This window comes from Streptomyces sp. XH2, assembly GCF_049725035.1.
Lineage (GTDB): Bacteria > Actinomycetota > Actinomycetes > Streptomycetales > Streptomycetaceae > Streptomyces > Streptomyces roseoverticillatus.
The window spans coordinates 40,938-67,019 of record NZ_JBMMMZ010000026.1 but is presented as its reverse complement, the minus strand read 5'-3'; the positions used below and the strand labels follow the sequence as shown (position 1 = coordinate 67,019).

At 74.6% G+C, this 26,082-nt stretch carries 18 protein-coding genes, 1 other RNA gene and 1 pseudogene; 4 read left to right on the top strand and 16 right to left on the bottom strand.

Features of this window, described 5'->3' with window-relative positions; translation table 11 throughout:
• The 4 genes and pseudogenes from ACOTKD_RS36855 to ACOTKD_RS36840 form a co-directional block, all read right to left on the bottom strand.
• A pseudogene (locus ACOTKD_RS36855) lies at positions 1-583 on the bottom strand (NAD-dependent malic enzyme); the annotation flags it as partial.
• 388 nt (positions 584-971) lie between these two features.
• Positions 972-3,419 carry a HelD family protein gene (locus ACOTKD_RS36850; RefSeq protein ID WP_424893369.1) on the bottom strand — a complete coding sequence of 816 codons (2,448 nt, stop codon included), beginning with the start codon at positions 3,417-3,419 and terminating at the stop codon, positions 972-974.
• A gap of 117 nt (positions 3,420-3,536) precedes the next feature.
• Positions 3,537-4,346: a zf-HC2 domain-containing protein gene (locus tag ACOTKD_RS36845; protein WP_424893368.1), complete on the bottom strand. Its 810-nt coding sequence runs from the start codon at positions 4,344-4,346 to the stop codon at positions 3,537-3,539.
• Positions 4,343-4,882 (bottom strand): sigma-70 family RNA polymerase sigma factor, encoded by a 540-nt coding sequence (locus tag ACOTKD_RS36840; RefSeq protein WP_424893367.1) that lies wholly within the window; start codon positions 4,880-4,882, stop codon positions 4,343-4,345. Before ACOTKD_RS36840 ends, ACOTKD_RS36845 begins: the two co-directional genes overlap by 4 nt.
• A 307-nt stretch (positions 4,883-5,189) precedes the next feature.
• Here ACOTKD_RS36840 and ACOTKD_RS36835 point away from each other — a divergent pair, with 307 nt between their 5' ends.
• Positions 5,190-6,212, top strand: a complete 1,023-nt coding sequence (locus ACOTKD_RS36835; RefSeq protein ID WP_424893366.1) for a CHRD domain-containing protein — start codon at positions 5,190-5,192, stop codon at positions 6,210-6,212.
• A 25-nt stretch (positions 6,213-6,237) separates the two neighbouring features.
• On the opposite strand, the gene ACOTKD_RS36830 is transcribed toward ACOTKD_RS36835, so the two are convergent.
• Together ACOTKD_RS36830 and ACOTKD_RS36825 are read right to left on the bottom strand one after the other, a co-directional pair.
• On the bottom strand, positions 6,238-6,834 hold the full coding sequence (locus ACOTKD_RS36830; protein ID WP_424893365.1) for a CGNR zinc finger domain-containing protein: 597 nt from the start codon (positions 6,832-6,834) through the stop codon (positions 6,238-6,240).
• 411 nt (positions 6,835-7,245) lie between these two features.
• Positions 7,246-8,205: a LysR family transcriptional regulator gene (locus tag ACOTKD_RS36825; RefSeq protein WP_424893364.1), complete on the bottom strand. Its 960-nt coding sequence runs from the start codon at positions 8,203-8,205 to the stop codon at positions 7,246-7,248.
• 84 nt (positions 8,206-8,289) lie between these two features.
• Here ACOTKD_RS36825 and ACOTKD_RS36820 point away from each other — a divergent pair, with 84 nt between their 5' ends.
• The gene (locus ACOTKD_RS36820; RefSeq protein WP_424893363.1) at positions 8,290-9,504 is read left to right on the top strand and encodes an MFS transporter; all 1,215 of its coding nucleotides are present in this window, start codon (positions 8,290-8,292) and stop codon (positions 9,502-9,504) included.
• Here the strand turns inward: ACOTKD_RS36820 and ACOTKD_RS36815 are convergent.
• The 6 genes from ACOTKD_RS36815 to ftsE form a co-directional block, all read right to left on the bottom strand.
• Positions 9,455-10,675, bottom strand: a complete 1,221-nt coding sequence (locus tag ACOTKD_RS36815; protein ID WP_424893362.1) for a hypothetical protein — start codon at positions 10,673-10,675, stop codon at positions 9,455-9,457. The two genes, ACOTKD_RS36820 and ACOTKD_RS36815, sit on opposite strands and share 50 nt — an antisense overlap.
• A gap of 216 nt (positions 10,676-10,891) precedes the next feature.
• Positions 10,892-11,261: a transfer-messenger RNA gene (ssrA, locus tag ACOTKD_RS36810) on the bottom strand.
• Between the two features lie 93 nt (positions 11,262-11,354).
• Complete coding sequence (smpB, locus tag ACOTKD_RS36805; protein WP_424893361.1) at positions 11,355-11,858, bottom strand: SsrA-binding protein SmpB; 504 nt, start codon at positions 11,856-11,858, stop codon at positions 11,355-11,357.
• Positions 11,859-11,876: 18 nt separating this feature from the next.
• Positions 11,877-13,145, bottom strand: a complete 1,269-nt coding sequence (locus ACOTKD_RS36800; RefSeq protein WP_424893370.1) for a S41 family peptidase — start codon at positions 13,143-13,145, stop codon at positions 11,877-11,879.
• Positions 13,146-13,212: 67 nt separating this feature from the next.
• A complete protein-coding gene (gene ftsX, locus ACOTKD_RS36795) occupies positions 13,213-14,127 on the bottom strand; it encodes a permease-like cell division protein FtsX (protein WP_030369274.1) in 915 nt (304 codons plus the stop codon).
• Between the two features lie 16 nt (positions 14,128-14,143).
• Positions 14,144-14,833 (bottom strand): cell division ATP-binding protein FtsE, encoded by a 690-nt coding sequence (gene ftsE / locus ACOTKD_RS36790; RefSeq protein ID WP_424893360.1) that lies wholly within the window; start codon positions 14,831-14,833, stop codon positions 14,144-14,146.
• A gap of 256 nt (positions 14,834-15,089) precedes the next feature.
• Between ftsE and ACOTKD_RS36785 the strand changes: the two genes are divergently transcribed.
• On the top strand, positions 15,090-15,284 hold the full coding sequence (locus tag ACOTKD_RS36785) for a hypothetical protein (protein ID WP_424893359.1): 195 nt from the start codon (positions 15,090-15,092) through the stop codon (positions 15,282-15,284).
• 155 nt (positions 15,285-15,439) lie between these two features.
• On the opposite strand, the gene ACOTKD_RS36780 is transcribed toward ACOTKD_RS36785, so the two are convergent.
• From ACOTKD_RS36780 to ACOTKD_RS36765, 4 genes are all read right to left on the bottom strand, one after another.
• Positions 15,440-16,603, bottom strand: coding sequence for a hypothetical protein (locus ACOTKD_RS36780; RefSeq protein WP_424893358.1), 1,164 nt, complete (start codon positions 16,601-16,603; stop codon positions 15,440-15,442).
• Positions 16,604-16,845: 242 nt separating this feature from the next.
• A complete protein-coding gene (gene prfB, locus ACOTKD_RS36775) occupies positions 16,846-17,952 on the bottom strand; it encodes a peptide chain release factor 2 (RefSeq protein ID WP_424893357.1) in 1,107 nt (368 codons plus the stop codon).
• Positions 17,953-18,365: 413 nt separating this feature from the next.
• The gene (locus ACOTKD_RS36770; protein ID WP_424893356.1) at positions 18,366-19,634 is read right to left on the bottom strand and encodes a serine/threonine-protein kinase; all 1,269 of its coding nucleotides are present in this window, start codon (positions 19,632-19,634) and stop codon (positions 18,366-18,368) included.
• A gap of 112 nt (positions 19,635-19,746) precedes the next feature.
• Positions 19,747-21,594, bottom strand: a complete 1,848-nt coding sequence (locus ACOTKD_RS36765) for a serine/threonine-protein kinase (RefSeq protein ID WP_424893355.1) — start codon at positions 21,592-21,594, stop codon at positions 19,747-19,749.
• A gap of 596 nt (positions 21,595-22,190) precedes the next feature.
• On the opposite strand from ACOTKD_RS36765, the gene ACOTKD_RS36760 reads away from it, so the two are divergent.
• Positions 22,191-26,072, top strand: coding sequence for an FtsK/SpoIIIE domain-containing protein (locus ACOTKD_RS36760; RefSeq protein ID WP_424893354.1), 3,882 nt, complete (start codon positions 22,191-22,193; stop codon positions 26,070-26,072).
• Positions 26,073-26,082 lie beyond the last annotated feature (10 nt).

The following is a 26,082-nucleotide window of genomic DNA, read 5'->3' as shown; positions in this document are numbered from 1 at the left end:
CGATCGCATCCGAGTCCTGCGTGTCCAGGCAGATCGGCCACGCGTCGATCCCCGCGAACCGCTTGAAGAGGGCCGCCTTGCCCTCCATCACCGGCAGCGCGGCCTTCGGCCCGATGTTGCCCAGACCGAGAACGGCGGACCCGTCGGTGACCACCGCAACGCTGTTGCGCTTGATGGTCAGACGCCGCGCGTCCTCCGGATTCTCCGCAATCGCCATGCACACCCGCGCCACACCCGGCGTGTAGACCATCGACAGGTCGTCACGGTTACGGATGGGATGCTTCGACGCCATCTCGATCTTGCCGCCGAGGTGCATCAGGAACGTACGGTCCGAGACCTTGCCCAGCACCACACCCTCGATGCTGCGCAGCTGCTCGACGATCTCCTCGGCGTGGGCGGTGGAGGTCGCGGCGATGGTGACGTCGATCCGGAGCTTCTCGTGGCCGGAGGCGGTGACGTCGAGGCCGGTCACGGATCCGCCGGAGGACTCCACGGCCGTGGTGAGCTGGCTGACCGAGGTCCCGCTCGCGGGGACCTCCAGCCGGACCGTCATCGAGTACGAGACGCTTGGCGCCGTTGCCATGGCCGACTTCCTCTGCTTTCCCTGGTTTCGCTGATGCGCGGCTCGATCGTCCCACCTACCCATGAGTAGGGGGTAACCAGGTCCGGGTTCCGGAAATAAAGTTCCGCAAAAGCCGGACGGGCGCCCCTCCCGGAGGAAGGGCGCCCGTCAGAACGCTTGTGACACCGACCCGCCATGCTCGCCTCGCGGCAAGTGGTCGCTCGTAGCGACGAAGGTTGGGCCCGGGGGCTTGGATCGAGCCGGTGCCGTACCCAGGCTAACAAACCGTCCCCGGAAGTCATTCCGCCCCGGCGAATTCATCCCTGAGGACTCCCCCCCTGCGGCAGCCCGGGGAGTCCTCAGGGACGGTTGCGCTCGGTCCCGCAGCAGGTCCGGTCCCGTAGCAGGTTCAGTCCCGCAGCAGGTCCGGCACGCCGTCGGCGTCCGGGTCGTCGCGCTCGCCGGAGAGCACCGTCAGGCGCTGCGTGGCGCGGGTCAGCGCCACATACAGCACGCGCAGGCCCGCCGGCGACTCGTCGGCGATCTCGGCCGGGGAGACGACGACCGTCGCGTCGTACTCCAGGCCCTTCGCCTCCAGGCTGCCCAGCACCACGACCCGGTCGCCGAGGCCGGCCAGCCAGCCGCGCGCCTCGGCGCGCCGCCCCATGGGCACGACCACGCCGACCGTGCCCTCGACGTCCGCCAGCAGGTGCTCCGCCTCGGCCCGGACGGCCGGGCCGAGGGCGGCGCCCGCGACGGCGAAGCGCGGCACGACGCCCGTGGAGCGGACGGCCGCCGGGGACTCCATGCCCGGCATCGCGAGCGCGAGCACCTTGGCCGCGAGCTCGGCGATCTCCGCGGGGTTGCGGTAGTTCACGGTGAGCCGGAAGCGGGTGCGGCGGCGGGCGCCGAGGGCCTCGTCGCGGGCGGCGGCGGCCTCGTCCGGGTCGGACCACGAGGACTGCGCCGGGTCGCCGACGATCGTCCAGGTGGCCGTACGGCCGCGGCGGCCGACCATCCGCCACTGCATGGGCGTGAGGTCCTGGGCCTCGTCCACGATGACGTGGGCGTAGTCGCGGCGCTCCTCGGCCAGGCGCTCGGCGCGCTCGCGGCGCGACTCCGAGCGCTGCGGCATCAGCTCCTCCAGGCCGGTGAGCGCGTCGAGCGGGTCGTACTCGCGCGGCTTCTTCGGCCGGGCCGGGGCGCCGAGGAGCGTCTCCAGCTCGTCCAGCAGGGCCACGTCGTGCACGGACAGCGGGCCGCGGCCGGCGGCGTCCAGGCGGCGCAGCGAGCGGGCCAGCAGCCGGTTCTCGCGCGGGTTGAGCACCCGGCGCGAGAAGCGGGCGAGGCGCTTCTCGTCGGCCATGCACGCCAGCACCTGACGCGGCGTCAACTCCGGCCACCAGGCGTCGAGGAAGGCGAGGAAGTCGTCCTCGGTGGTGATGTCCTCGTCGAAGGCGGAGCGGGCCTCGGCGGCCAGCTCGGGGTCGGTGTAGCGCTTGGGGCCGCCGGCCCTGGACCACAGGGCGTCGAGGATCAGCCGGCGGGCGCGCGGGCGCAGCAGGTTGACGGGCGCGGTGCCGCCGAGGGCGCTGTTGCGGATCCGCTTGAGGTCCTCGGCGCCGAGCTCGATGCGGGCGCCGAAGGCGACGACGCGGAGCCGGTCGGGCGGGCCGGCCGGGGCGCCGCGGCGCCCGTCGCCGTTGCCGTTGCCCTCGGCGAGGGCGCCGTCCAGCGACAGCTGCCCGTCCTCGCCCGCGGGGGCGGTGGCGGACCGTACCGGCACCGTCCCCGGGCCGGAGCCCTCCAGCGCGCCGCGCACCGCCTTGCGGAGCACCTTGAGCATGCGCGAGGAGCCCTTGATGCGGGCCACGGCCGGCTCGTCGTACGTGTCGGCCTCGGCGCCGTCGACCAGCGAGCCGACGGCGCGGATGGCGACCTGCCCCTCCTCGCCGAGGGAGGGCAGCACGCCCTCGGTGTAGGCGACGAGGAGCGGGGTCGGGGAGACGACGAGGATGCCGCCCGCGTAGCGGCGGCGGTCCTGGTAGAGGAGGTAGGCGGCGCGGTGCAGGGCCACGGCGGTCTTGCCGGTGCCGGGGCCGCCCTCGACCTCGGTCACCGACGCGGCGGGCGCGCGGATGACCATGTCCTGCTCGGCCTGGATGGAGGAGACGATGTCGCGCATCGTGTGGCTGCGGGCCTGGCCGAGCGCGGCCATCAGCGCGCCGTCGCCGACGACCGGCAGGGTGTCCCCGCCGAGGGTGGCGGTCAGCTCCGGGCGCAGCAGGTCGTCCTCGACGCCGAGGACGCGGCGGCCCTTGGAGCGGATGACGCGGCGGCGGACGACGCGGCCGGGCGCCACGGGCGTGGCGCGGTAGAAGGGCGCGGCCGCGGGCGCCCGCCAGTCGATGACGAGCGGGGAGTAGTCGGCGTCGAGGACGCCGATGCGGCCGATGTGCAGGGTCTCGGCGATCTCCGCGTGGTCGCCGCGGACGGCGTCGTCGGCGGGCTCGACGGAGGTGTAGGCGCCGTCGGGGCCCTTCTTGCCGTCCTTGCCGAGGAGCAGGTCGATGCGGCCGAAGAGGAAGTCCTCGAACTCGCTGTTGAGCCGGTTGAGGTGCACCCCGGCCCGGAAGACCTGGGCGTCCCGCTCGGCGAGCGCGCCGGGCGTGCCGACCTGCCCGCGCTTGGCGGCGTCGTCCATGAGGAACTCGGCCTCGTGGATCTTCTCCTCCAGGCGCCGGTAGACCCGGTCCAGATGCTGTTGTTCCGTACCGATCTCGCGGTCGCGGACCCCGTCGGGCTCGCTCTGCGGTCCGGTCGCCACCTGCGCGTGCGTGGCGTTCTGCGCGGCCACCCAAGCCCCCTTCTGCTGTGCCTAGGGCAGCCGTCAACCGTACGCGAACACAGGTGCTGAGCGCACCTGTCAGGACATGGTTGTTTTTATTCGGGATTCGGGCCGAATGGGATTCGGTCACACCTTGACGGCGGCGAGGAGCTTGCCGTCGAGGGTGCGCACCTCGAACCGGGAGATGTCATTCCGGTTCAGTGCGGCGCCGCCGTGCGTGTACAGCGGCTCCTTGCTCCACTTGTCGCCCTTGCTATCACCCTCGCCGGCCTTGTCCCCCGACTCGGCCCTGTCCCTCTCGTCCGTCGCGTCCAGGCCGTAGCCGCCCGGCGGGACCCCCCACGTCGTCACCACCTGCCGCTCCCCGTTCTTGCCCACGGCCACGAGATCGCAGGTCAGCGGGCCTCTGACGTGGGCGAGCCGGAGGGCCACATGGGTGCCCCAGGGCTTCTGCTGCAGCGAGACCGTCGCGTCGACCTTCGTCGCCGGATCCACCGCGCCGATCTTCTCGCCGTCCTCGTACATCTGCTTGGCCGCGCTCACGCCGCTGTGGTCCGGCGCCTCCTCGGAGAAGACCGCCGCGCCCACCAGCGGGCCCGCGACGATCAGCGCGGCGGCGGCCGCGACCAGGCACAGGCGGCGGACGCGCTGCGCGCGGCGCCCGGCCGCGACCCGGCCCAGCAGCCGGTCGAGCAGCGCCGGGTCGGGGCGGGGCACGAGCGCCTCCGGGGCGGGCGCGGCCTCCTTCAGCTCGGCGAGGAGCGGCGTCAGACCCATCAGGCCGTCGAGCTCGGCGGCGCACTCCGGGCACCCGGCGAGGTGCTCCTCGAACCTGGCCGCGTCCGCCTCGCCGAGGACGCCGAGCGCGTACGCGCCCACGGCGGTGTGCTGCTCGCGCCGCTCGTACTGCCCGTGGTCCGGTGCCGGCCGGTTCATGCCGTCACTCCTCGTTCTTCGAGCGAGAGCTTCATGGAGCGCAGTGCGTAGAAGACGCGGGACCGCACGGTCCCCGCCGGCACGCCCAGCACCTCGGCCGCCTCGCTCACGGTACGTCCCCTGAAATAGGTCTCGATCAGCGCCTCCCGGTGCGCCTCCGTCAGGTCGCCCAGCGCGTCGGAGATCGTCATCAGGCGCAGCGCCCGGTCGATCTCGTCCGCCGCCGGGATCAGCTCCAGCGGGCCGGGGTCGACCTCGCGCGGGCGCGCCTGCCGGCTGCGGTGGTTGTCGATGACGATGCGCCGGGCGACGGTCACCAGCCAGGGCCGCACGGAGCCGGGGGCCCCGCGCAGCCGGCCGGCGTTGCGCCAGGCGCGCAGCAGCGTCTCCTGGACGACGTCCTCCGCCCGCTGGCGGTCCCCGTCCACCAGACTCAGCACGAAGGCGAGGAGCGGGCCCGCGTGCTCTTCGTAGAGCGCCCGCATCAGTTCCTCGTCGGGGCTCGTCCTGTCAGCCACGGCGGCATCCTTGCGCAAGCCTTCTCCCCGGTCGATAGCGCGCGTCGGTGATCCGGCCGGTACCCGTCAGTAGCCGAAGCTGCCGGTTCCGCCTACGCCCTGGCCCTCATGAGTACGGACCGGGCGCACGGCCTGTTCAGCACGTGGCGAAAAAACCGGGGGCGTCCCCGCCCTACGGATCGAATGGCGTCATCGTTCAGCCGCAGGACCGTGACGCAGACCTCAATTCCCCGCTGAACGGGGGCCGGTGCCGCTCCCGTACGACAGCCCGGGAGACCGGTGCAGGGGGCACCGGCTCCGTACGGGGAGAACGGGGAGGTTCACCATGAACCGCATCGTGGGCAAGCGCCGGACGATCGTCGCCACCGCCACCGCGGCGGCCGTCGCCGCGGGGGTCGGCATCGCCTTCGCGGTGGTACCGGGGGGAGAGGGCGGCGGGGCGGCCGGGGCGGCGCCGGCGCACTCCGGTCACAGCGACGCCGGCGGGGCCGCCGGCTCGCTCGGGCCGGTCAGCAGCCCCAACCGCGAGGGCGCCGCCTTCTTCGCCGGCAGCCTCAACGGCGCCAACGAGGTCCCCGCCGCGGACGGCAAGGCCACCGGCGACAAGGACGGGCAGGCCGTCGCCTTCCTGCGCGTCCAGGGCGACGAGGTGTCCTTCGCCTTCTCCTTCCGCGGCATCGCCACGCCCACCGCGGCCCACCTCCACCAGGGGGAGCGCGGCAAGAACGGCGACGTGCGGATCCCGTTCTTCGCGCAGAAGCTGCCCGACGGCCGGACCAGCGTCACCGGCACGGTGAAGGTCACCGACCGGAAGCTCCTGGACGCCCTCGCGTCCGGGCCCGGCGGCTTCTACTTCAACCTGCACACCGGCGAGTTCCCCGGCGGGGCGGTACGGGGGCAGGTGCACCGGCTGAGCGCGCCGCTCGACATGAACGGCGCCGTGAACGCCCTCCAGGCGTCCGTCGTCGAAGGCCGCCAGATCTACGCGTGCCGCAAGCAGGACGGCGGCGGGTTCGCCTTCGTCCAGGACAACGTCTCCGCCACGCTCGGCGGGAACATCGCCCACTCCTTCGTACGGCCCGGAGGCGACCCGCAGTGGATCGCGCCCGACCGGTCAGCCGTCACCGGCAAGGTCGTCACCAAGACCCCGAACGGGGACGGGAACATCCCCGAGCTCGACCTGCGCGCCACCCGGTCCGGCGCGGGAACGGGCGTCCTCGCCTCCACCACGGAGATCCTGCGGCTCAACACGCGCGGCGGCGTCGCCCCCGCCGGGCCCTGCGACCCGCAGCGGCAGCCGGCGGCGGCCGTGCCGTACCAGGCGGACTACGTCTTCATCGGACGCTGACCGGGGGCCGCCGGGCCGACCGCCGTCAGCGGGTGCCGACCGTGCGGCGGCGGTGCCGGGCCACGCGCTCGCGGTTCCCGCAGACCTCGCTGGAACACCAGCGTCGCCGGCGGCCGCGGGACGTGTCCAGATAGACCAGGGAACACGTCTCGCCCTCGCAGCGGCGCAACTGGCCGCGCGCGGCGGGGTCGGTGAGCAACTCCACCGCGTCGCGCGCGATCTGCCCGAGCAGGGCGCCGCAGTCGGGCGCCCCGACGAGGCTCCGCGACAGGATCCCGTCCGCGCCCCGGGCCGCCTTCAGCGCGGGCGGGGCCGTGACGGCGAGGGCGTTCACCCGCTCCAGGTCGGGGCCGGCGGCGCGGCCGTCGACCTCGGCGTGCACGACGCGGTGCAGCAGGTCGCGGGCCGCGCGGAAACGGCCGAGCCAGGCGGCGTCCACGGCCGCCAGGGAGGTGCCGGGCGGGACGGCTCCGGAGCCCAGGAGCCAGTCGCGCAGGCGCTCGGGGCTGTCGAGCCGCTCGACCGGCTCCTCGCCGGGCCGGCCGCCGCCGACCGTGCCCACCAGATCCAGACAGAGCCGCCCGGCGTCAAACCTCAATCCGTACGAAGCCGCCGCCACCACCCCACCAGAGTGCCTCGCGAGGGGGCGGGGTGTTAACCCCGCGGCTCGGGCGCACGGCGGGTTCGGCACCGCCGAGCATCGCGGCGGTGGGTGGCTCGCCCCCGCTGCGGCGGCACATACACGCCCTTGCAGGAGCCATCGCCGAGCACCGGCAACTCCCTCCCGCCGCAACGGTGATCAACCACCACGGCGCAGACCGGCGGTGCCCGACCAACCGGCAGCACGGCACCGCCGACCACCACCGTCGGGGTTACCCGCCATCGCGGCGGAAGCCAGCTGGCGCCGGCCCTCATCACTGCCGCACCCGGCAAAATCCCCGCCGCAGCGGCGATCAGCCACCGCGGTGGAGCCGCTCGCCGCCGCGGAGGCACGTGCGTACCCCGCACAAGCCCGCGCGCCGCGCGCGCCGCGCTACGCGCGCATCACCGCCTCGTCCCCCGGCGGGAGCCACGCCCCCGCCGGCCGGGTCAGCCAAGAGCCGTTCGCCGCCAAAGACGCCGCCGCCGTCCGCAAGGACGCCAGCGCCGGGTGGCGCAGGCCGCGGCGCCAGACCATCGAGACCGGGGAGAGCGGCACCGGGTCGACGAGGGGGCGCAGGACCATGCCCGGGACGTCGATGAACTCCACGCTCGCCAGCACCGACCACCCCCGCCGCCGCACCACCCGCACGAACTCGCCCTTCCCCTCGATCTCCGGGAAGGGCGCGGCGATCCCGATGCCCCGCCCCTCGAAGAGCCGCTCGGCGAGGTCCGTCCACTCGGCGGTGGCCGGGTTGCCGGCGGCGGCGTACAGCGTCTCCCCCGCGAGGGAACCCAGCGGCACCTCCGGCAGGGCCGCCAGCCGGTGCTCCTCGGGCAGGAGCACGGCCATCCGCTCGTACCGTACGGGGCAGTGCTCCAGCCGCCCCCGCACCGCCGGGCCGAGGCCGGCCACGCGCCCGAAGGAGACGTCCAGCCGCCCCGCGAGGATCTCGCCGGCCGCGCCCGTGAGCCCGCTGTGGAAGCGCGCCACCAGCTCGTGTTCCGGCGCCGCACCGCGTGCGGCGGTCAGCACCCGCCACCCCGTGCCGACCGTGGCCGCGCAGTCCACGATCAGCGGCCGTTCCTCCCGCGCCCAGGCCGCGTCCAGTTCCTCGTGCGCGGCGAGCACCCGCCGCGCGTACGGCAGGAGCCGTTCGCCCTCGGCGGTGAGCGCGACCTGACGCGTCGTCCGGGTGAACAGCACGCTGCCCAGCCGCTGTTCGAGTCGCCGGACGTCCCGGCTCAACGCCTGCTGGGCGGTGAACAGCCGGGCAGCGGCCCGGGTGAAGTGCAGTTCCTCGGCGACCACAGTGAACGCCCGCAGCAGGCGCGGTTCTATGTCGTACGGCACGGACCGCAGTCAACAACAGATGTGCGTGAATGGCGAGCGATCGGGTGTTGGACCGCGTACGCGGGCGACAGCGAAGCTCGGTCCATGCCCCCGCACAGTCCCCTCGCCCCGTACGCCCGTCTCTTCGCCGTCCCCGGCGCCCGCGCCTTCACCGCCTGGAACCTCCTCGCCCGCCTCCCCATGGGCATGTTCGGCGTCAGCGCCGTCCTGATGATCTCCGCCGCCCGCGGCTCGTACGCCCTCGCCGGCGCCGTCACCGCGACCGGTCTCGCCGCGACGGCGGTCGTCGGCCCGCTGACGGCCCGGCTCGTGGACCGCCACGGGCAGGCCCGCGTCACCGTCCCCGCCGCCGCCCTGGCCGCACTGGGCTCCCTGGCCCTGGTCGTGTGCGTGCACACGGACGCCCCCGCCTGGACCCTGTTCGCCTGCTACGCGGCGACCGCGACCACCCCCAACACCGGCGGCATGTCCCGCGCCCGCTGGTCGCACCTCCTGCGCGCCGACCCGGCCGCCCTGCACACCGCCAACGCCTTCGAGCAGGCCGCGGACGAGGCGTGCTTCATGCTCGGGCCGGTCCTCGCGACGTTCCTGTGCACGTCCTTCTTCCCGGAGGCGGGCACGCTCACCGCCGCGCTGACGTTCCTCACCGGCGCCGTGCTCTTCGCGGCCCAGAAGCGCACCGAACCCCCCATAGCCACCGGGCCCGTGCGCCCGCGCTCGCCGCTCCGCGGGAACCCCGGCCTGACCGCGGTCCTGGCCGCCTTCCTCTGCACGGGCGCGCTGTTCGGCTCGCTGGAGGTGGTGACGATCGGCTTCGCCGACGCCGAGGGCCACCGCCCGGCCGCGGGCGCCGTCCTGGCCCTGCAGGCCGCGGGCTCCTGCGCGGCGGGCCTGCTCTACGGGCTGACGCGCCCGGCGGGCCCCGCGGCCGCCCGCTTCCCCCGCTGCCTGGCGGCGATGGCCGCCCTCGCGCTGCTGCCGCTCGCGGCGACGACCACGGGCGGCGGCCTCCCCGCCCTCGCCGTCGCGCTGCTCCTGGCGGGCATGGCCACGGCGCCCACCATGGTCACGGGCATGAACCTCGTCCAGGACCTGACCCCGCCCGGCAGCCTCAACGAGGGCATGACCCTGGCCGTGACCGGCCTCCTCGCCGGCATCGCGGCCGGCTCGGCGGCCGGCGGCTACGCCGTGGAGCACGCGGGGGCCGCGGGCTACGCCGTGCCGGCGGCCGCCGCGGCGACCGCGATGCTCACGGCGACGGCGGGCCGCCGGGCCCTCGCCGCGCGGCCCGCCGCCTGAGGAGCGTGCCGAGGCCCGCGGCCACCAGGACCCCACCGGTCGTCCCGCCCGCCACATAGGCCACGGTCATCCCGGAGCTCCCACCGGCCCCGGAGGCCCCGGAGGAGGCACCGGTCGGCGCGGCGGCGGCCGTGACCTCCAGGTGGGCCACCTTCGTGACCCGCCCGTGGTGGCTGGCCACCGTGACCGCGTACGTCCCGGGCGCGAGCCCCTGCCGGATCCGGGCGGGCGCGAAGTACCGCGGATCGTCCCCGTCACCCGCCTTGCTGTCGTCGCGCCGCAGCAGCACCGGCCGTTCGAACGCCGGCGACGTGGCGGTCAGCCGCTCCTCCTCGCCCGGGTCGGGCGCCCGGTCGCGCCACAGGACGTTGATGGTGCCGCCGGCCGGCACCCGGTGCCCGCGGTCCCGGGCGTCCCCCGGCCCGGACGCCGGCGAAGTGCCGAAGAAGGCGGGCCCGCGCGCCCGGCCGACGTAGTCGCGGTCGCCCGGCCGCGCCGCCCGCACCGTCAGCGGCTTCTCGTCGACGACGCGCCCGCCCGGCCCGTACAGCGTGACCTTGTACGTGCCGTCGCGGATGCCCTGCGGCAGCTCGGCCGACCCGGAGAACAGCCGCGGATTGTTCCAGTCCGTGCTCGACGGGTCGTGCGCCAGCCGCACCTCCTTGCGGAAGGCGGGCGAGCGCACGGTGAAGGACTGCCCGGTCTCGCCGGGGTACAGGTCGTCGTACGCCATCCACAGCCGCTCCCCCGGCCGCAGCACCTCGCCGGGCGAGGCCGCCGTGAAGCTGGGCCGCCGCGAGGGCTTCACCTCGACGCGGTCCTTCGCGACGACCCGGCCGGCGGCCCGGACGGTGAGCGGGTACGTGCCGGGCCCGGTGGTCATCGCGATGGCCGGGCGCGCGTGGTGGGCGTGATGGTGCTGCGCGAGCCGGACGGCGTGCGGGAAGACGGGCGAGGAGACGGTGACGTCGCCCCGCTCGCGGACGCCCTGCACCTCTATGTCGACGAGCTCGCCGGGACGGTTGTCGAAGGCGCTGTTGAGCAGCACGTGTACGGGGCCGCCGTCACGTGCGTGGCTGCCGCCGCCGGCGAACGCTGGGGCGGCGCCTGCGGCGAACCACAGGGCTCCCGTGGCCAGCACTGCGGCCACCGCCGTACGCGTCCGGTTCACCGGGCCACCACCCCCTCGCCATGGAGCGTCACCAAGAAAGAGGGGTGGAGGCGCCGAACGGTTGCCGCGGTACACATGACAAAAGCCCCTGATCTGCGTTTCCGCAGATCAGGGGCTTTTGCCTACATGGGATGAGGGGGCCTGGGGGTCATACCCCCAGAAATACGGCGGACGAACCCGGCTCGCGCACTCGGCGAGCAGGGTCCACCCGTTCGTCCGTGGAGATGGCGGGAATCGAACCCGCGTCCAACGGTGCAGAATCAGGGCTTCTCCGAGCGCAGTCCGCTGCGATTTTCTCGGCCCCGGAGATCACGCGGACAAGTCTCCGACGGGCTCAGTCACTGTTTGATTTCCCACCCACCCCCGTGACCGGGGTCAGTGGTTTAGTTCCCTAGCTGATGCCAGGATCCGGGTCGGGAACAGCCCCGGGCTGACACTTCGCAAGTCGCTACTTAGGCAGCGAGGGCGAAGGAATCGCGCTTGGTGTTGGCGATTATTGGTTGCGACATATGGTTTACGAGATCATTGCCGCTTCCTCGGCTCGCTTCCCCTGCTTCGACATCCGCTGTCGAAGCCGATCATCCCCATGTTGATTTTCAAACTGCGCACCGGGTACCACCCCGAGTGCTACGCCCATCGTACGTGACCGACGGGCGCCCGTGCCAGCGTATTACCGCTGCTAGCCCCGCGCAGCGGACGCCCGCTGCCGGCGGCGCGCCGCAGCGATCGCCCGGTTCGACTCGCGGGTGTCCTGCTTCTCGCGCAGGGTCTGCCGCTTGTCGTACTCCTTCTTGCCCTTGGCCAGGGCGATCTCGACCTTGGCCCGGCCCTCCTTGAAGTAGATGGCGAGGGGCACGATGGTGTGTCCCGTCTCCTGCGACTTGGAGTCGAGCTTGTCGATCTCGGCCCGGTGCAGCAGCAGCTTGCGCTTGCGGCGCGCGCTGTGGTTGGTCCACGTGCCCTGGGTGTACTCGGGGATGTGGGCGTTGTGCAGCCACGCCTCGCCGCCGTCGATCTGCACGAAGCCGTCGACCAGCGAGGAGCGCCCCTGCCGCAGCGACTTGACCTCCGTACCGGTGAGGACCATGCCGCACTCGTACGTGGTCAGGATGTGGTAGTCGTGCCGCGCCTTCTTGTTCTGCGCGACGAGCTTGCGCCCCGTCTCTTTCTTGTCCTTAGCCATAGCGCCGCCATTCTCGCACTAGGACCCACCCCCGAGGCCACTCAATACCGTGCGGGCCCGCTCCTCGGCATCGCCGCGGACCAGCAGGTCGGGGGCGATGCCCCGGCCGTCGACGACGCGGCCGGCCGGGGTGCGGTAGTGGCCGACGGTGAGCTCGGCGACGGAGCCGTCCGCGAGGCGGCTCGGCATCTGCACGGAGCCCTTGCCGAAGGTCCGCGAGCCGACGACGACCGCCCGGCCGCGGTCCTGCAGGGCACCGGCCAGGAGCTCGGCGGCGCTCATCGTGCCGCCGTCGACCAGGACCACGAGCGGCAGGGCGGTGGCCCCTCCGGTGCGGGCCTCCAGGGCGCGCTGGCTGCCCTGCACGTCGTAGGTGGCGACGAGCCCGCCGTCGAGGAAGGCGGAGGCGGCCGTGACCGCCTCGTCGACCAGGCCGCCCGAGTTCCCCCGCAGGTCGAGGAGGATGCCCTCGCCCGGCAGGGCCTCCGCGGCGGCCGCGCGCACCTGCTCGCCGGCGCCCCGCGTGAACGAGCCGACCTTGATCCGTAAGGCCGCGGCCCCCGCGGCGCCGTCCCCGGCGAGGCGCTCGGCCGTCACGCTCTCGGTGGCCAGCCGCTCCCGGTACAGGGTGCGCTCCCAGCTGCGGCCGGCACGCTCGACCCCGATCCGTACGGGCGTGCCCGGGCCCGGCCAGGCGGTGGTGTCGCCGCGGAGGCGGGCGACGACCTCGGTGACGGGCCGGCCGTCGACGGGCGTGCCGTCGACGCTGCGCAGCCGGTCGCCGGAGCGGAGGCCGGCCCGGTCGGCGGGGCTGCCGGGGCGGACGCTGTCGATCTCGGTGCGGTCGCCGGCGGCGCGCCGCGCGGAGAGGCCGACGCCGATGTAGGTGCCGTTCAGGGCGCGCTCCAGGCCCTCGTACTCGCGGGCGCTGTAGACGGCGCTCCAGCGGTCGCCGCTGCGGCCGACGACCTCGGCGGCGGCCTCCGCGGCGGACTTGCCGTCCTCGACGGCCCGTGCCGCGGCGGCCTCGACCTCGGTGCGGTCGACGGGGGCGCCGGCGCCGTCGCCGGGGCGCTCGTCCACCGCGACGGCGCGGTCCGCGGGTCTCGCCGCCGTGCGCGAGGCGACGAGGGTCTCGGGCGCTTTCCGGCCGTCCTGGCCGCCCCGGCCGTCCGGGCTCCACGAGCCGGCCGCGGCGCCGGTGGCCAGCACGCCCGCGAAGACCAGCGTCAGCGCGGCGCCGCGGCGGGCGCGGCGCTGCGGATGGAACATCGACGGGCCGGGCATGCGCGTGAGTCTAGGACACCAGGGCGCGCCGTACGGGGAGTTGACCGTACGGCGCCCTTGGCTCATGTCACACCTTGAGGTACTTGCGGAGCGCCGCGAACGCCGCCAACGCGGGCATCAGCAGGCCGATGGCGAGGACCAGCGGCAGCTTGGCGAGGACCGCGTCCCAGCCGATGAACTGGATGAGGTCGATCTGGTCGACCAGCCAGTTGTTCACGAGGAAGTAGTGGCCGCTGACCAGCAGCACGCACGCCAGGCCCGCGCCGAGCAGGCCCGCGAAGGCGGCCTCCATGATGAACGGGATCTGGATGTAGAAGCTGGACGCACCGACCAGCCGCATGATCCCGGTCTCCCGGCGGCGGCTGAACGCGGAGACGCGGACGGTGTTGACGATCAGCATCAGCGCGACGACGAGCATCAGCGCCATCACGCCGAGCGCGGCGTAGTTCATGCCGTTGACCAGGTTGAAGAGGTTGGACAGGACGTCCTTCTGGTCCTGCACCATCTGCACGCCGGGGCGCTGCGAGAACGCGGTCGAGATGACCTCGAACTTGGTGGGGTCCTTGAGCTTGACGCGGAAGCTTTCCTGCATCTGGTCCGGCGTGACGAAGCCCGCGATCGGCGACTTCTTGTCGAACTGCTCCTTGTAGTGCTTGTACGCCTCGTCGGCCGTCTCGAACTGGACCTTCTGGACGACGCTCATCTTCTCCAGATCGGCGCGGATCTCCTTCTTCTGGTCCTCCGTCGCCGCTCCCTTGGCACAGGAGGGGAAGGACTCCGCGTCGGTCTTGTTGCAGAGGTAGATCGAGACGTTGACCTTGTCGTACCAGTAGCCCTTCATCGTGCTGGCCTGCTCGCGCATGAGCAGGGATCCGCCGAAGAGGGCGAGCGAGAGCGCCACGGAGACGATCACCGCGAAGGTCATCGTGAGATTGCGGCGGAGACCGACGCCGATCTCCGAGAGGACGAACTGGGCGCGCATGGCGTCCTTTCAGGCTTCAGTGCTGGTAGCCGTACACGCCGCGCGACTGGTCGCGTACGAGGCGTCCCTTTTCCAATTCGATGACGCGCTTGCGCATCTGGTCCACGATCTGCTGGTCGTGGGTGGCCATGATGACCGTGGTCCCGGTCCGGTTGATCCGGTCGAGCAGCTTCATGATGCCCACCGAGGTCTGCGGGTCGAGGTTGCCCGTCGGCTCGTCCGCGATCAGCAGCATCGGGCGGTTGACGAACGCCCGGGCGATCGCCACGCGCTGCTGCTCACCGCCCGAGAGCTCGCCCGGCCGGCGGTCCTCCTTGCCGCCCAGCCCCACCAGCTCCAGCACCTGCGGGACGGCCTTCCTGATCTCCCCGCGCGGCTTGCCGATCACCTCCAGCGCGAAGGCGACGTTCTCGCTGACGGTCTTGTTGGGCAGCAGCCGGAAGTCCTGGAAGACCGTGCCCAGCTGGCGGCGCATGTGGGGCACCTTCCAGTTGGACAGCCGGGCCAGGTCCTTGCCCAGGACGTGCACCTGGCCGGTGCTGGCGCGCTCCTCGCGGAGCAGCAGTCTCAGGAAGGTGGACTTGCCCGAACCCGAAGAACCGACCAGGAAGACGAACTCGCCTTTCTCGATCTCGAGCGAGACGTCGCGGAGCGCCGGACGGTTCTGCTTCGGGTAGGACTTGGAGACGTTGTCGAATCGGATCACGAGTGCACCACGCGTCGACCTGGATAGGGGGCACGGAACGCCGCGCAGGCGGCTCCCGTTCGGTGTGCGTGACCATACGCGAACGAGCCGTGCACGCGCAGGCAGCGACCGGGGTCGGCGCGTTTATTACCGTCATGTTCGGGGACAAAACGAGGACAATCGGCCCGCACGCGCCGTTCGCCGGGGAAGCTGGCAGAGTGGTAGGGGGAACCGCCCGGCTCCCTTGCGCGTTGGACGTACCGGAGGAGGAGATCGCATGACATGCGACCGACTGGTGTGCGCCAACTGCGCGGGCCCCGTCAGCGAGGGCCGCTGCCCGGTCTGCCGGGCCAGCAGGGAGCGGCTGCAGCAGCAGGACGGCGTCTTCGCCGGCCTGACGCCGGCGACGCTGATCGCACTGCTGGTGGCGCTGGTGGCGGTGGCCGTGCTCGCACACGGATTCGCCGGGTAGGCGCGCCGTCACGCGTGGTCATGCGCGTGCCCGCCGTAACGACGCACGAGGGCCCGGAGCGCTGAGCGCTCCGGGCCCTTTGCGTACGTGCGCCGGTGTGCGTACGTACGCCGTTGCGTACGCGCCCTAACCGGCGTTCACGCCTGCGGCCGGGGTCAGGCCGCCGCGCCCGCGCCGCGGGTCATGAGGCGGGGCAGGAGCCGGAAGCCGACGCCGCCCGCGATCATCGTGGCGGCACCGATCACCAGGAAGCCGGTCTGCGAAGCACCGGTCTCGGCCAGCTGCTCCTTGGGCTTGTCCTGCTGCACGGGCTTGGCGCCCGCGCTGTCCGTGTCGGTGTTGTTGCCGCAGTTGCTGCTGGTGTCGACGGGGCAGACCTTGCCCTGGTCACCGGAGTCGCTGCCGCCGGTGGAGCCGGAGCCGCCGGTGGCACCCGTGCTGCCGGTGGCGCCCGTGCTGCCGGTGGAACCGGTGCCGCTCTGGTCGCCGCTGGTGGAGCCGTGGTCGTCGCCGGTGGAGCCGGTGGAACCCGTCGAGCCGGTGCTGCCGGTGGAACCGGTGGAGCCCGTGGAACCGGTGCTGCCCGTGGAACCGGTCGAGCCGGTCGAACCCGTGCTGCCCGTGGAGCCCGTGCTGCCGGTGGAACCCGTCGAACCGGTCGAGCCGGTGCTGCCCGTGGAGCCGGTGGAGCCGGTGCTGCCGGTCGAACCGGTGGAACCCGTGCTGCCCGTGGAACCAGTCGAACCCGTGGAGCCCGTGCTGCCCGTGCTGCCCGTCTCGCCATTGGCGCCGGTGGAACCGGTGCTGCCGGTCGAGCCCGTGGAGCCGGTCGAGCCGGTGCTGCCCGTCTCGCCGTTGCCACCGGTGGAGCCCGTGCTGCCGGTGCTGCCGGTCGAGCCGGTGGAGCCCGTGCTGCCGGTGGAACCGGTGGTGCCCGAGCTGCCGGTGGTCTCGCCCGAGCCGCCGATGCTGCCGGTGGAACCCGTAGAGCCGGTGGACCCGGTGGAACCGGTGGACCCGGTCTCGCCCGTGGAGCCCGTGGAACCGGTCGAGCCGGTGGAGCCCGTCGAACCCGTGGAGCCGGTGCTGCCGGTCGAGCCGGTGCTGCCCGTGGTGCCGCCCGAGGTGGGCGGCTGCGGGATCTGGTCCGGGTCGTCGGGCGAGGCGACGGCGTGGACGCCCGCCTTCACACCGACACCCGCGACCTGGACGTTGACGCCGGCGGCCGATGCCGCGCCGGCGGCGGTCAGCGAAGCGCCTGCGGCGACCACTGCGCCGGCGGCTATCCGCGCGACGCGCAGTCGCGTCTTCTTCGTCATATGTTTGCTACCCCCAGTAGCTAACTCGTCAATGGAGCAGCTCCGCACGGGGCGGTGGCGCTACTGGAGGCCTGGCACGGCCGTACGGGCCGGCCGTGTTGATGCGGCGGCACTGTCGTACGGGCCGCGCGCCCCCGCCACACGCGCCCCAGTGCTACGCGTGCCGCCGTCAGCCTTGCCAGTTTTTGACGTAGCGTCAAGCCGGATACGGGGGTGTTGTCCTGCTATGGAGGCCCTTGGGGCTACTTCTCCTGCTGCTTGCGCCAGCGGATGCCGGCCTCCAGGAAGCCGTCGATCTCGCCGTCGAGCACGGACTGCGGGTTGCCGACCTCGAACTCCGTACGGAGGTCCTTGACCATCTGGTACGGGTGCAGGACGTACGAACGCATCTGGTTGCCCCAGGAGCCACCGCTGTCGCCCTTGAGCGCGTCCATCTTCGCCTGCTCCTCCTGGCGGCGGCGCTCGAGGAGCTTGGCCTGGAGGACGTTCATGGCGGTCGCCTTGTTCTGGATCTGCGAGCGCTCGTTCTGGCAGGAGACCACGATGCCGGTCGGGATGTGGGTCAGGCGCACCGCGGAGTCGGTGGTGTTGACGCCCTGGCCGCCGGGGCCGGAGGAGCGGTACACGTCGACGCGCAGCTCGGACTCGTCGATCTCGACGTGGTCGGTCGTCTCGACGACCGGCAGCACCTCGACGCCCGCGAAGGAGGTCTGGCGGCGGCCCTGGTTGTCGAAGGGGGAGATGCGCACCAGGCGGTGCGTGCCCTGCTCGACGGAGAGGGTGCCGTAGGCGTACGGGACCTGGACGGCGAAGGTCGTCGACTTGATGCCGGCCTCTTCGGCGTACGAGGTCTCGTAGATCTCGGTCTTGTAGCCGTGGCGCTCGGCCCAGCGCAGGTACATGCGCTGCAGGCGCTCGGCGAAGTCGGAGGCGTCGACGCCGCCGGCCTCGGCGCGGATGTTGACGAGGGCCTCGCGGGAGTCGTACTCGCCGGAGAGGAGGGTACGGACCTCCATCTCGTCCAGCGCCTTGCGGACGGAGGTGAGCTCCGCCTCGGCCTCGGCGAGGGCGTCGGCGTCGTCCTCGGCCTCGGCGAGCTCGAAGAGCACCCCGAGGTCGTCGATGCGACCGCGGAGGGTCTCGGCCTTGCGCAGCTCCGCCTGGAGGTGCGACAGCTGGCTCGTGATCTTCTGCGCCGCCTCCGGGTCGTCCCACAGAGACGGGGCGGCCGCCTGCTCCTCGAGCACGGCGACGTCGGCCCTCATCCTGTCGAGGTCCAGGACGGCCTCGATCGACCCCATGGTCGAGGAGAGGGACTTCAGCTCTTCGGATACATCAACGACTGCCACGCACCCAGCCTAACGGCTGCGCCGCGCTTCCCGACCCCCAAGGCCCCGGAGGGTGCCTCCTCGCTCCTTCGGCGCCGTACGCCCCACCGCCGCCGCGGCGCCGCCGCAACGGATCCAAGGGTGGCGGCCACCATGACCGGCCCGCCGCGGCGGCGGCGATCAGCCCCGGCGGCACCGACCGCCCCATCCCCGCCGCAGCGGCGATCAGCCACCGCGGCACAGACCGGCGGTGCCGAACCGGCACCAGGGCGGAAGGACCGTCCGGCACCGCCGGACACCACCGCGGGGGCCGAGCGCCATCGCGGCGGCTCCAAGACGACGCGGCCACCATGACCGACCCACCCCGCCGCAGCGGCGATCAGCCACCGCGACGCAGACCAGCGGTGTCGAGCCGGCACCAGGACCGGGCGCCGTCAGCGTTGGGGGTCCGGGTGGTGGATGCCCGGTTTGGCGTCGGCGGTGTCGTGGTCCGTCGTGGCGAACCAGCCGCCCACGCCCGCCGCTGCCGCCAGGGCGACCGCGGCCGCGCCGAGGCGGATGCGGCGGCGGCGCTGTTCGGCCGGGGAGCGGTGGCGGGCGGAGCCGGCGCGGCGCTGGCCGGCGGCGCGGGGCGCGCGGGCCGTGCCGTGGGCGCCGCCGGCGAGCTCGGCGGGCGTGGGCACGCGCATGCTGGTGTGGGTGTCCCGGCTGGAGTCGGGGACGGCGCCCGGCACGAGCGGGACGACGCCCCGCCGGCGCGCGGCGGCGGGCACGCCGCCCCCCTCCGCGGGGGCGGCGGGGCCGTCGTCGGCGGCGTCCGTGCCGTCGTCGGGCTCGTCGATGTCGAGGGGCGGTATCCCGGCGAGCCCGGGCAGCAGCTCCCGCAGGCGCGCGGCGAGCTCGGAGGCGCGCAGCCGGGAGGCGGGCCCCTTGGCGAGGCACTGGACGACGAGCTGCCACAGCTCGTCGGGGATGCCGGGCAGCGGCGCGACGGTCTCGGTGACGTGCCGCCGCAGCACGGCGCCGGGGTGCCCGCCGCCGAAGGGCGTGAAGCCGGCCAGCAGCTCGTACAGGACGGTGGCGAGGGCGTAGACGTCGACGGAGGCCCGCGGCGGCAGCCCCTCGATGATCTCGGGGGCGAGGTAGTCGGGCGTGCCGATGACGCTGCGGGGGCCGGTGCCGCGGCCGCCTTCGCGGGCGGGCCGGGGGGCGTCCACGAGGCGGGCGATGCCGAAGTCGGTGAGCAGCGCGGGGTGCGCGCCGCCGGGGCCGAGCGGGCCCTGCATGTCGAGGAGGACGTTCTCGGGCTTGACGTCGCGGTGGACGATCCCGGCCGCGTGCGCGGCGGCGAGCCCGTCGGCGACGTCGGCGACGATGGCGACCGCGGCCTCGGGCGCGAGCCGCCGCTCGCGGTCGAGCCGGGTGCGCAGGTCCGTGCCCCGGATCAGGTCCATGACCAGGGCGAGGTCGGCGCCGTCGACGACGAGGTCGCGGACCCCGACGACGTGCGGGTGGTCGAGACCGAGGAGCGCGGCGCGCTCCTGGACGAACCGGCCGACGAGCTCCTGGTCGGAGGCGAGATCCTCGCGCAGGAGCTTGATGGCGACCGGGCCCTCGGGCCCCTCGCCGAGCCACACCGTGCCGGCGCTGCCACGGCCGAGGACCTGGTGGGCGGTGTACCGGCTGCCGATCTTCCGTGCCAAGACTGTTCCCCGACTCCTCGTCTCCGACAGGCGCGCTGGCGACCAAGCTACTGCCAACGCTCACCCCGGAGGCGTAAAACGCCCCCCGGGTGTCGACAAATCGATTACCTGGTCATTTGCCCGAGGAGGAGTTCGAGGCGAGCCCGGAGATCCAGTCCTTGACGTCCGTGACCCAGTCCCAGGCCGCGTCCCAGAAGCTCTTGCCGTCGGCGACCCAGTCCTTCAGGGGAGTGAACTCCCAGACGAGCCACGCGCCGATGATCAGGATGACGATCATGAAGAGGCAGCCCTTGAGGCAGCCGAGCCCGGGGATCCGCATCGGGTTCGCACTGCGCTGCCGCGGCGGCCGCGGCTCACGGCGCGGAGCCGGCGGCTCCGGGGCGTACGGCTGGGGCGGCGGCTGCGGCGCCGGGGGCTGCTGGTAGCGCGGCTCCTGGCGGCGCTGCTGTCGGCGGGACGGCGGCGCGGGCTGCGGCTGCTGCGGGGCGTACGACTGGGGCGGCGCCGTGTAGTGCTGCGGGGCCGGCGGCCGGTGCCCCTGGGGCGGCTGAGGGGCGTACTGCTGCCCGTAGCCCTGTTGCTGCCCGTAGCCCTGCTGCTGGTACCCCTGCTGACCGCCGTAGCCCTGGGGCGGCTGCTGCGGCTGAGGCTGCCCGGGCCGCCGCTGGGGGCGGCGGCGCAGCGGGTCCTCGCTCGGGTCGAGGTACTGCACCTGGGTCTGGTCGTTGCGGTCGCGGGCGGCCCGCATCTGGGTCTGCCAGGGGTGCGCGCCGTCGCCCTCCGGGGGCAGCGGCGGTACGGGCGGCATGGCGCGGGTCGGGTCGGCGGAGCCGCCGGGGCCGGAGCCCGCCGGCATGACGCGCGTGGCGTCGGCGTCGGGGCCCGCGCCGGGGCCGTGGCCCGCGGCGGAGGTGTTCGGCAGGAGGCTGGTGGCGGCGTTCGGGTCGTAGGAGCCCGGCGAGCCCGCCGTGGACGGCAGCACCTGGGTGGGGTCGGCGTCGCCGTGGCCGGGGCCGGCGCCCTGGCCGGTGCCGGGCACGACGGCCGGCTCCGGGTCGGGCGCGAGCAGCCCGGCGACCCCGAGGGCGGCCTCGGCCTGCGCCGGGGAGGCGTGCACGCCGACGCCCGCGGCGACGACGCGCAGCGCCCGGGCGAGGTTTTCCGCGCTGGGGCGCTCCTCGGGCCGCTTGCGCAGGCAGCGCTCGATGACCGTCCACAGGGGCTCCGGGACGGTGGTGGGGCGGCGCGGCTCGGAGCTGAGGTGCTGGTGGAGCACTTCGAGGGCGGTCGCGCCGGCGAACGGCGGGCGGCCGGTGACCAGCTCGTAGAGCAGGATGCCGGCGCCGTAGATGTCGACGGCGGAGGTCTGCGGGCGGCCCTCGGCGGACTCGGGCGCGACGTAGGCGGGCGTGCCGACGAACTCGTGGGTACGGGTCAGGCCCGGGGAGTCCGCGAGGCGCGCGATGCCGAAGTCGGTGAGCATCGGGTGCATCTGGCCGCCGTCGCTCCGCAGGAGCACGTTGGCGGGCTTGAGGTCCCGGTGGACGATGCCGTCGGCGTGGCTGGCGGCGAGCGCGTCGGCGATCTGGGCGGTGAGGAGGGCGGCGGCGACCGGCGTGAAGGGGCCGTTGTCGCGCAGGTAGTGGTGCAGGTCCGGGCCGTCGACGAGGTCCATGACCAGGGCGAGCAGGTCGCCTTCGACGACGAGGTCGCGGGTGCGCACGATGTTGGGGTGCGTGAGCCGCAGGAGGACGGAGCGCTCGCGCAGGAAGCGCATCACGACGTCCGCGTCGTTGGCCAGCTCCTCCTTGAGCACCTTGATCGCGACGGTCTCGCCGGGCCGGCCGGACACGGCCGCCTCGGCGCCCGCGGCCTCCCGCTGGCGTGCTCGCCAGACGGTGCCGGTCGCGCCGCGTCCGAGCACCTCCTCGAGCAGGTACTTGCTGCCTACCGGCCGCACGTCATGCGCTCCCTGATCGTCATCGTCGTCATGCTTTGCGATGGCCTCTTTCGTGCCCGGCCTTCCGCCCACTGTAGTGCCGTCCTACGGACCTCCGGTTTGCCATCGGTTTGCCGAATCCGCGGGGCTGGAAGGAAGACGCGGGTCGCGGGCCGTTGGTTGCCGCGCGGCGCGCGGAAGGCGCGCGGGGGATGCGCACGCGGCGCGTGCGAAAGCCTGCGGCGGGAGCTCCGCGGCCGGTTCCGGAGCCGGTGCGGGGCCGGTCCGCGGCCGGTCCGCGGCCCGTTTCCGGCGAGTCCCCGGCGAGCCCCGAGGCGAAAGAAAATCTGTACGACGTGTTCGAAAACGGACCCGTCGCGGATCGATATCGAACCGATCATGAGGTGACCTCGGTGCGATTCGATCACCTTCCGCTTTCTTCCCACCCTCCCGCGGTCGTTCAAGATCACGAATTGGCCGTCGCCGGGCGCGTCGTCCCCGGCAGGTGCGAGGATGCTCGCAGCACGATGCGGAGGGGCGGGGCCGGTGCTTCCGGTACGTTCCGCGCGCCGTGGTGACCTGTACGTGCACCGGGGCAGAAGGGACCGTTGACGGCGATGCAGATCAGGCTGACCGTCCTCGGGCCGCTCAGCGGCCACCACTCCACTGCGCCCGCCGTGCCCGCGGCGACCTGCGCCTGCGACGTGCTGGTGACCGCCCCCGCGGGGACCGCCCTGGCCGGGGTGACCAGCGGCCTCGCCGCCGCCGCGGCGGCGGCCGGCTGCGACCTCGGCACCGGGGCCGTCGTCGTCTACGCCGGGGCCGAGCGGCTCGACCCGCAGCGCACCGCGCTGGGCGAGCCCCCGCTGATCGACGGCGCCGTCCTGTCCCTGTCCGCCCCGGCCGACCCCGAGCGGCACGCCGGCGTGCTCATGTCCGGCGTGCCGGAGGCCGCCGCGCGGCTCCACGTCGTCTCCGGTCCGGACGCGGGCGGCGTGCACCTGCTGCACGGCGGCGAGGTGCACGTGGGGCGCTCCGCGACGGCGGACATCCCGCTGGACGACCCCGACGTCTCCCGGCTGCACTGCGCGGTCGTCCTCCACGACGACGGCACGATCACCGTGCGGGACCTGGGCTCCACGAACGGGACCGTGCTCGCGGGCGAGCCGGTCGGCGCGGAGCCGGTGCGGCTTCCTGCCGGGGAGCTGCTGCGGGTGGGCGAGTCGGTGCTGAGCCTGCACGCCGCGGACGACTCCTCCCCGCGCGTCCTGCCGGCCGCGCCCGACGGCGAGGGCCACCTGCGCGTGGGCGGCAGCGCCCCCGGGGCCTCCCCGGCGGGCGCGGTCGACCCGCCGGTGCGCGGCGCGTGGCTGGGCGCACCGGCGGGTGTGGCGGGCGCGACGGGCCTGCCGGCCGGCACGGGCACCGGCGGCGCGAGCGGCGGAGCGGCCCGCTCCGGCCCCGAGGACCCGGTGACGCACGGCGGCCGCGGCTTCGCCCTGCGGGACGCGGGCGCCGGCGGCCTGTCGGTCCGTGTCCCGGCCCAGCCGGGCCCGGGCGGAACGCCGCCCCAGGAGGGGTCCACGCCTCCGCGCGGGACAGCAAGCGGAACGGGACCGGCGGGCCGTACGGGCCGGGCCGCCGGCCTCGGCGGAACCGTGAACCACGGACAGGCCCCGGACACCGGCGCCGCCCCGTACGGGGCGGGCGCGGCGGGCCGTACGGGACAGCCCGGCGGCGGGCGGTCCGGACAGGACCACGGCACCGGTCCGTACGGGCCGGGGAACGGGGCCGGGACGGCGGGGCGGCCCGGCGGCTTCGGCGGGAGCCTGCCCGGGCAGAATCGCGGCCCCGCACAGGACGGGGACGCCGATCCGTACGCACAGAACCACGCACCCGCACAAGGCAGTGGCGTAGACCCGTACGGACCGGGGAACGGATCCGCCCCGGCGGCGCAGCCCGGCGGCTTCGGCGACAGGCGGTCCGGACAGGGCGCGTACCCGGGCGGACCGGGCGTCGCCGGCCCGGACCGTCGGTACAGACACCCCGGCGGCTCCGCGCAGGCCGTTCCGCCCGGTCAGCCGGACGGCTCCGGGCACTCCGCGACGGGCGGCCCGTACGAGGGCGGTCACGTCAGCAGATCCGCCGACGTCCTTCCCCCCGGCGGAGCCGGTGCGGCCGCCGGCGCCGCCCAGCCCCCCGCCGGCGAAGCCGGCAAGCGGACCCGGGGCCGGGGCATAGGCGCGTGGGCCCGGCGGCTCGCCGGGGGACGTGGCGGCCGGGGCGCCGACGGGGACGCGTGGGGCGGCCCGCAGGACGACGCGGGCGCCGAGGAGCAGGCCCGCGCCGAGGCCGCCGCGCTGCGCGAGCGCTGGCCCGACCCCGCGGAGACGCTGCTGACCGCGCTCGGCCCCGGCCCCCGGCTGTGGGAGCGCGGCCCGGGCCACCCCGACCTGCTGACCGTACGGCTGGGGACGGCCGACCGGCATTCGCCCGGGAGCGGCGCGCTGCTGCCGTCGGTGCCGGTGACGGTCGCGCTGCGCGAGGCCGGTTCGCTGGGGCTCGCGGGCCCGCGGGGGCGGCTGTCGGCGCTGGCCCGCTCCGTGCTGGCGCAGCTGGCGGCGCTGCACGCCCCGGCGTCCCTGGAGTTCGTGCTGATCAGTGCGGACCGGGCGCGCCCGGTCGAGGAGCGCCTGGCGGAGTGGTCGTGGCTGGGCTGGCTGCCGCAGCTGCGCCCGGTGCGCGGGCAGGACTGCCGGCTGCTGGTCGCGTACGACCGCGAGCAGGCCGCGGCGCGCACGGCGGAGCTGGTGCGGCGGCTGGACGAGGGCCCGCTGGGCCCGCACTGGGCGGCGGCGGCCCCGGCTGCGGTGGCGGCCGCGGCGGAGCGTCACTCCGGCCCGTACACGGTGGTGATCGTGGACGGCGACCCCGGTTCGGCGGAGTTGCGGGAGACGGTGTCCCGGCTGGCGGTGGGCGGCCCCGCGGCGGGCATCCACCTCGTGTGCCTGGCGGACGCGCCGGCGACCACGCCGGCGTCGCCGGTGGCGTCGACGCTGGCGACGGCCCGTACGGCGGCCCCGGCGTTCCCGTACTGCGGCGCGGTGGCGCTGCTGAGCGGTGATGTGGCCACGGTGGTGCAGGTGATCCACCGTGCCCCGGTGCAGCACGCCGCGGCGCAGCACGACGCCGCGGCCGAGGCCGAAGCGCCGTCCGGCCCGGCCGTGATCGCGGCCGTGGACGCGGTGTCGCGGGCGTGGGCCGAGCGGTTCGCGCGGGCGCTGGCGCCGCTGCGGGTGGCGGACGGCGTGGCGGGCGGAGCGGCCGCGCGCGTGGCGGCGGCGCTGCCGCGCAGTGCGCGCCTGCTGGACGAGCTGGGGCTGGCCCGGGCCACTCCGGCGTCGCTGACGGCGCGCTGGGCGGCGGCCACGGACCGCGGTTCGCGCCCCGGGGGCCGGGCGGTGGCGGTGCTGGGCGCGGGCCCGCACGGGCCGCTGGCCGTGGACCTGGCGGCGGACGGCCCGCACCTGCTGGTGGAGGGCTGCGCGGGCAGCGGCAAGACGGAGCTGCTGCGCTCGCTGGCCGCGTCGCTGGCGGCGGCGGACCGGCCCGACCGGCTCTCGCTGGTGCTGGTGGACGGGGCGGGCGCGGAGCGCGGCGAGGGGCTGCGGCCGTGTACGGACCTGCCGCACGTGTCGACGTATCTGGCGGCCGCTGACCCGGTGCGGATGCGGGAGTTCGCCCAGGCGCTCACGTCGGAGCTGAAGCGGCGCGCGGAGCTGCTGGGCAGGCTGGACTTCACGGCGTGGCACACGCAGCACGCGGCCGCGTCGGCCGCGCAGATGGTCGCGCCGCGGCGGGCGGCGGACGGCTCGGGCGACCTGGAGTCCGTACCGACGGGGACGCTCAAGCTGCGGACGCAGAAGGACGGTCCGTCGCTCACGGCCCGGACGGCGCTGCCGCGCCTGGTGGTCCTGGTGGACGACTTCGACGCGCTGGTGGCCCCGGCGCTGGGCAGCACGGGCCGCCCGTCGGCGGGTTCGGTGGTGCGGGCGCTGGAGGCCGTGGCCCGCGACGGCGAGCGGCTCGGCGTGCACCTGGTGGCGGCGTCCGGCCGCCCGGACCGTACGGCCGACACGGCGGCGGTCGAGCGGGCCGGGCTGCGCGCGACGCTGGAGATCGCCCCGCCGTCGGTGGACGGTACGCCGGGCGACGGCAGCGGCGCGGGCGAGCCGGCTCCGGGCCGCGGCCGGCTGATGCGGCCGGACGACGACGCGACGACGCCGTTCCAGGCGGGCCGGGTGACGGGCCGCATCCCGCGGACGGCGACGCTGCGCCCGACGGTCGTGGCCATCGACTGGCAGCGGATGGGCGACCCGCCGGCCCGGCGGCAGGTGCGCGAGCTGGGCAACGGTCCGACGGACCTGGCGCTGCTCGCGAGCGCCCTGCAGCGCGCCGCGCAGTCGGCGGGGGCGGAGGCCGCGCCACCGCTGCTCTGACCCGGGCCGC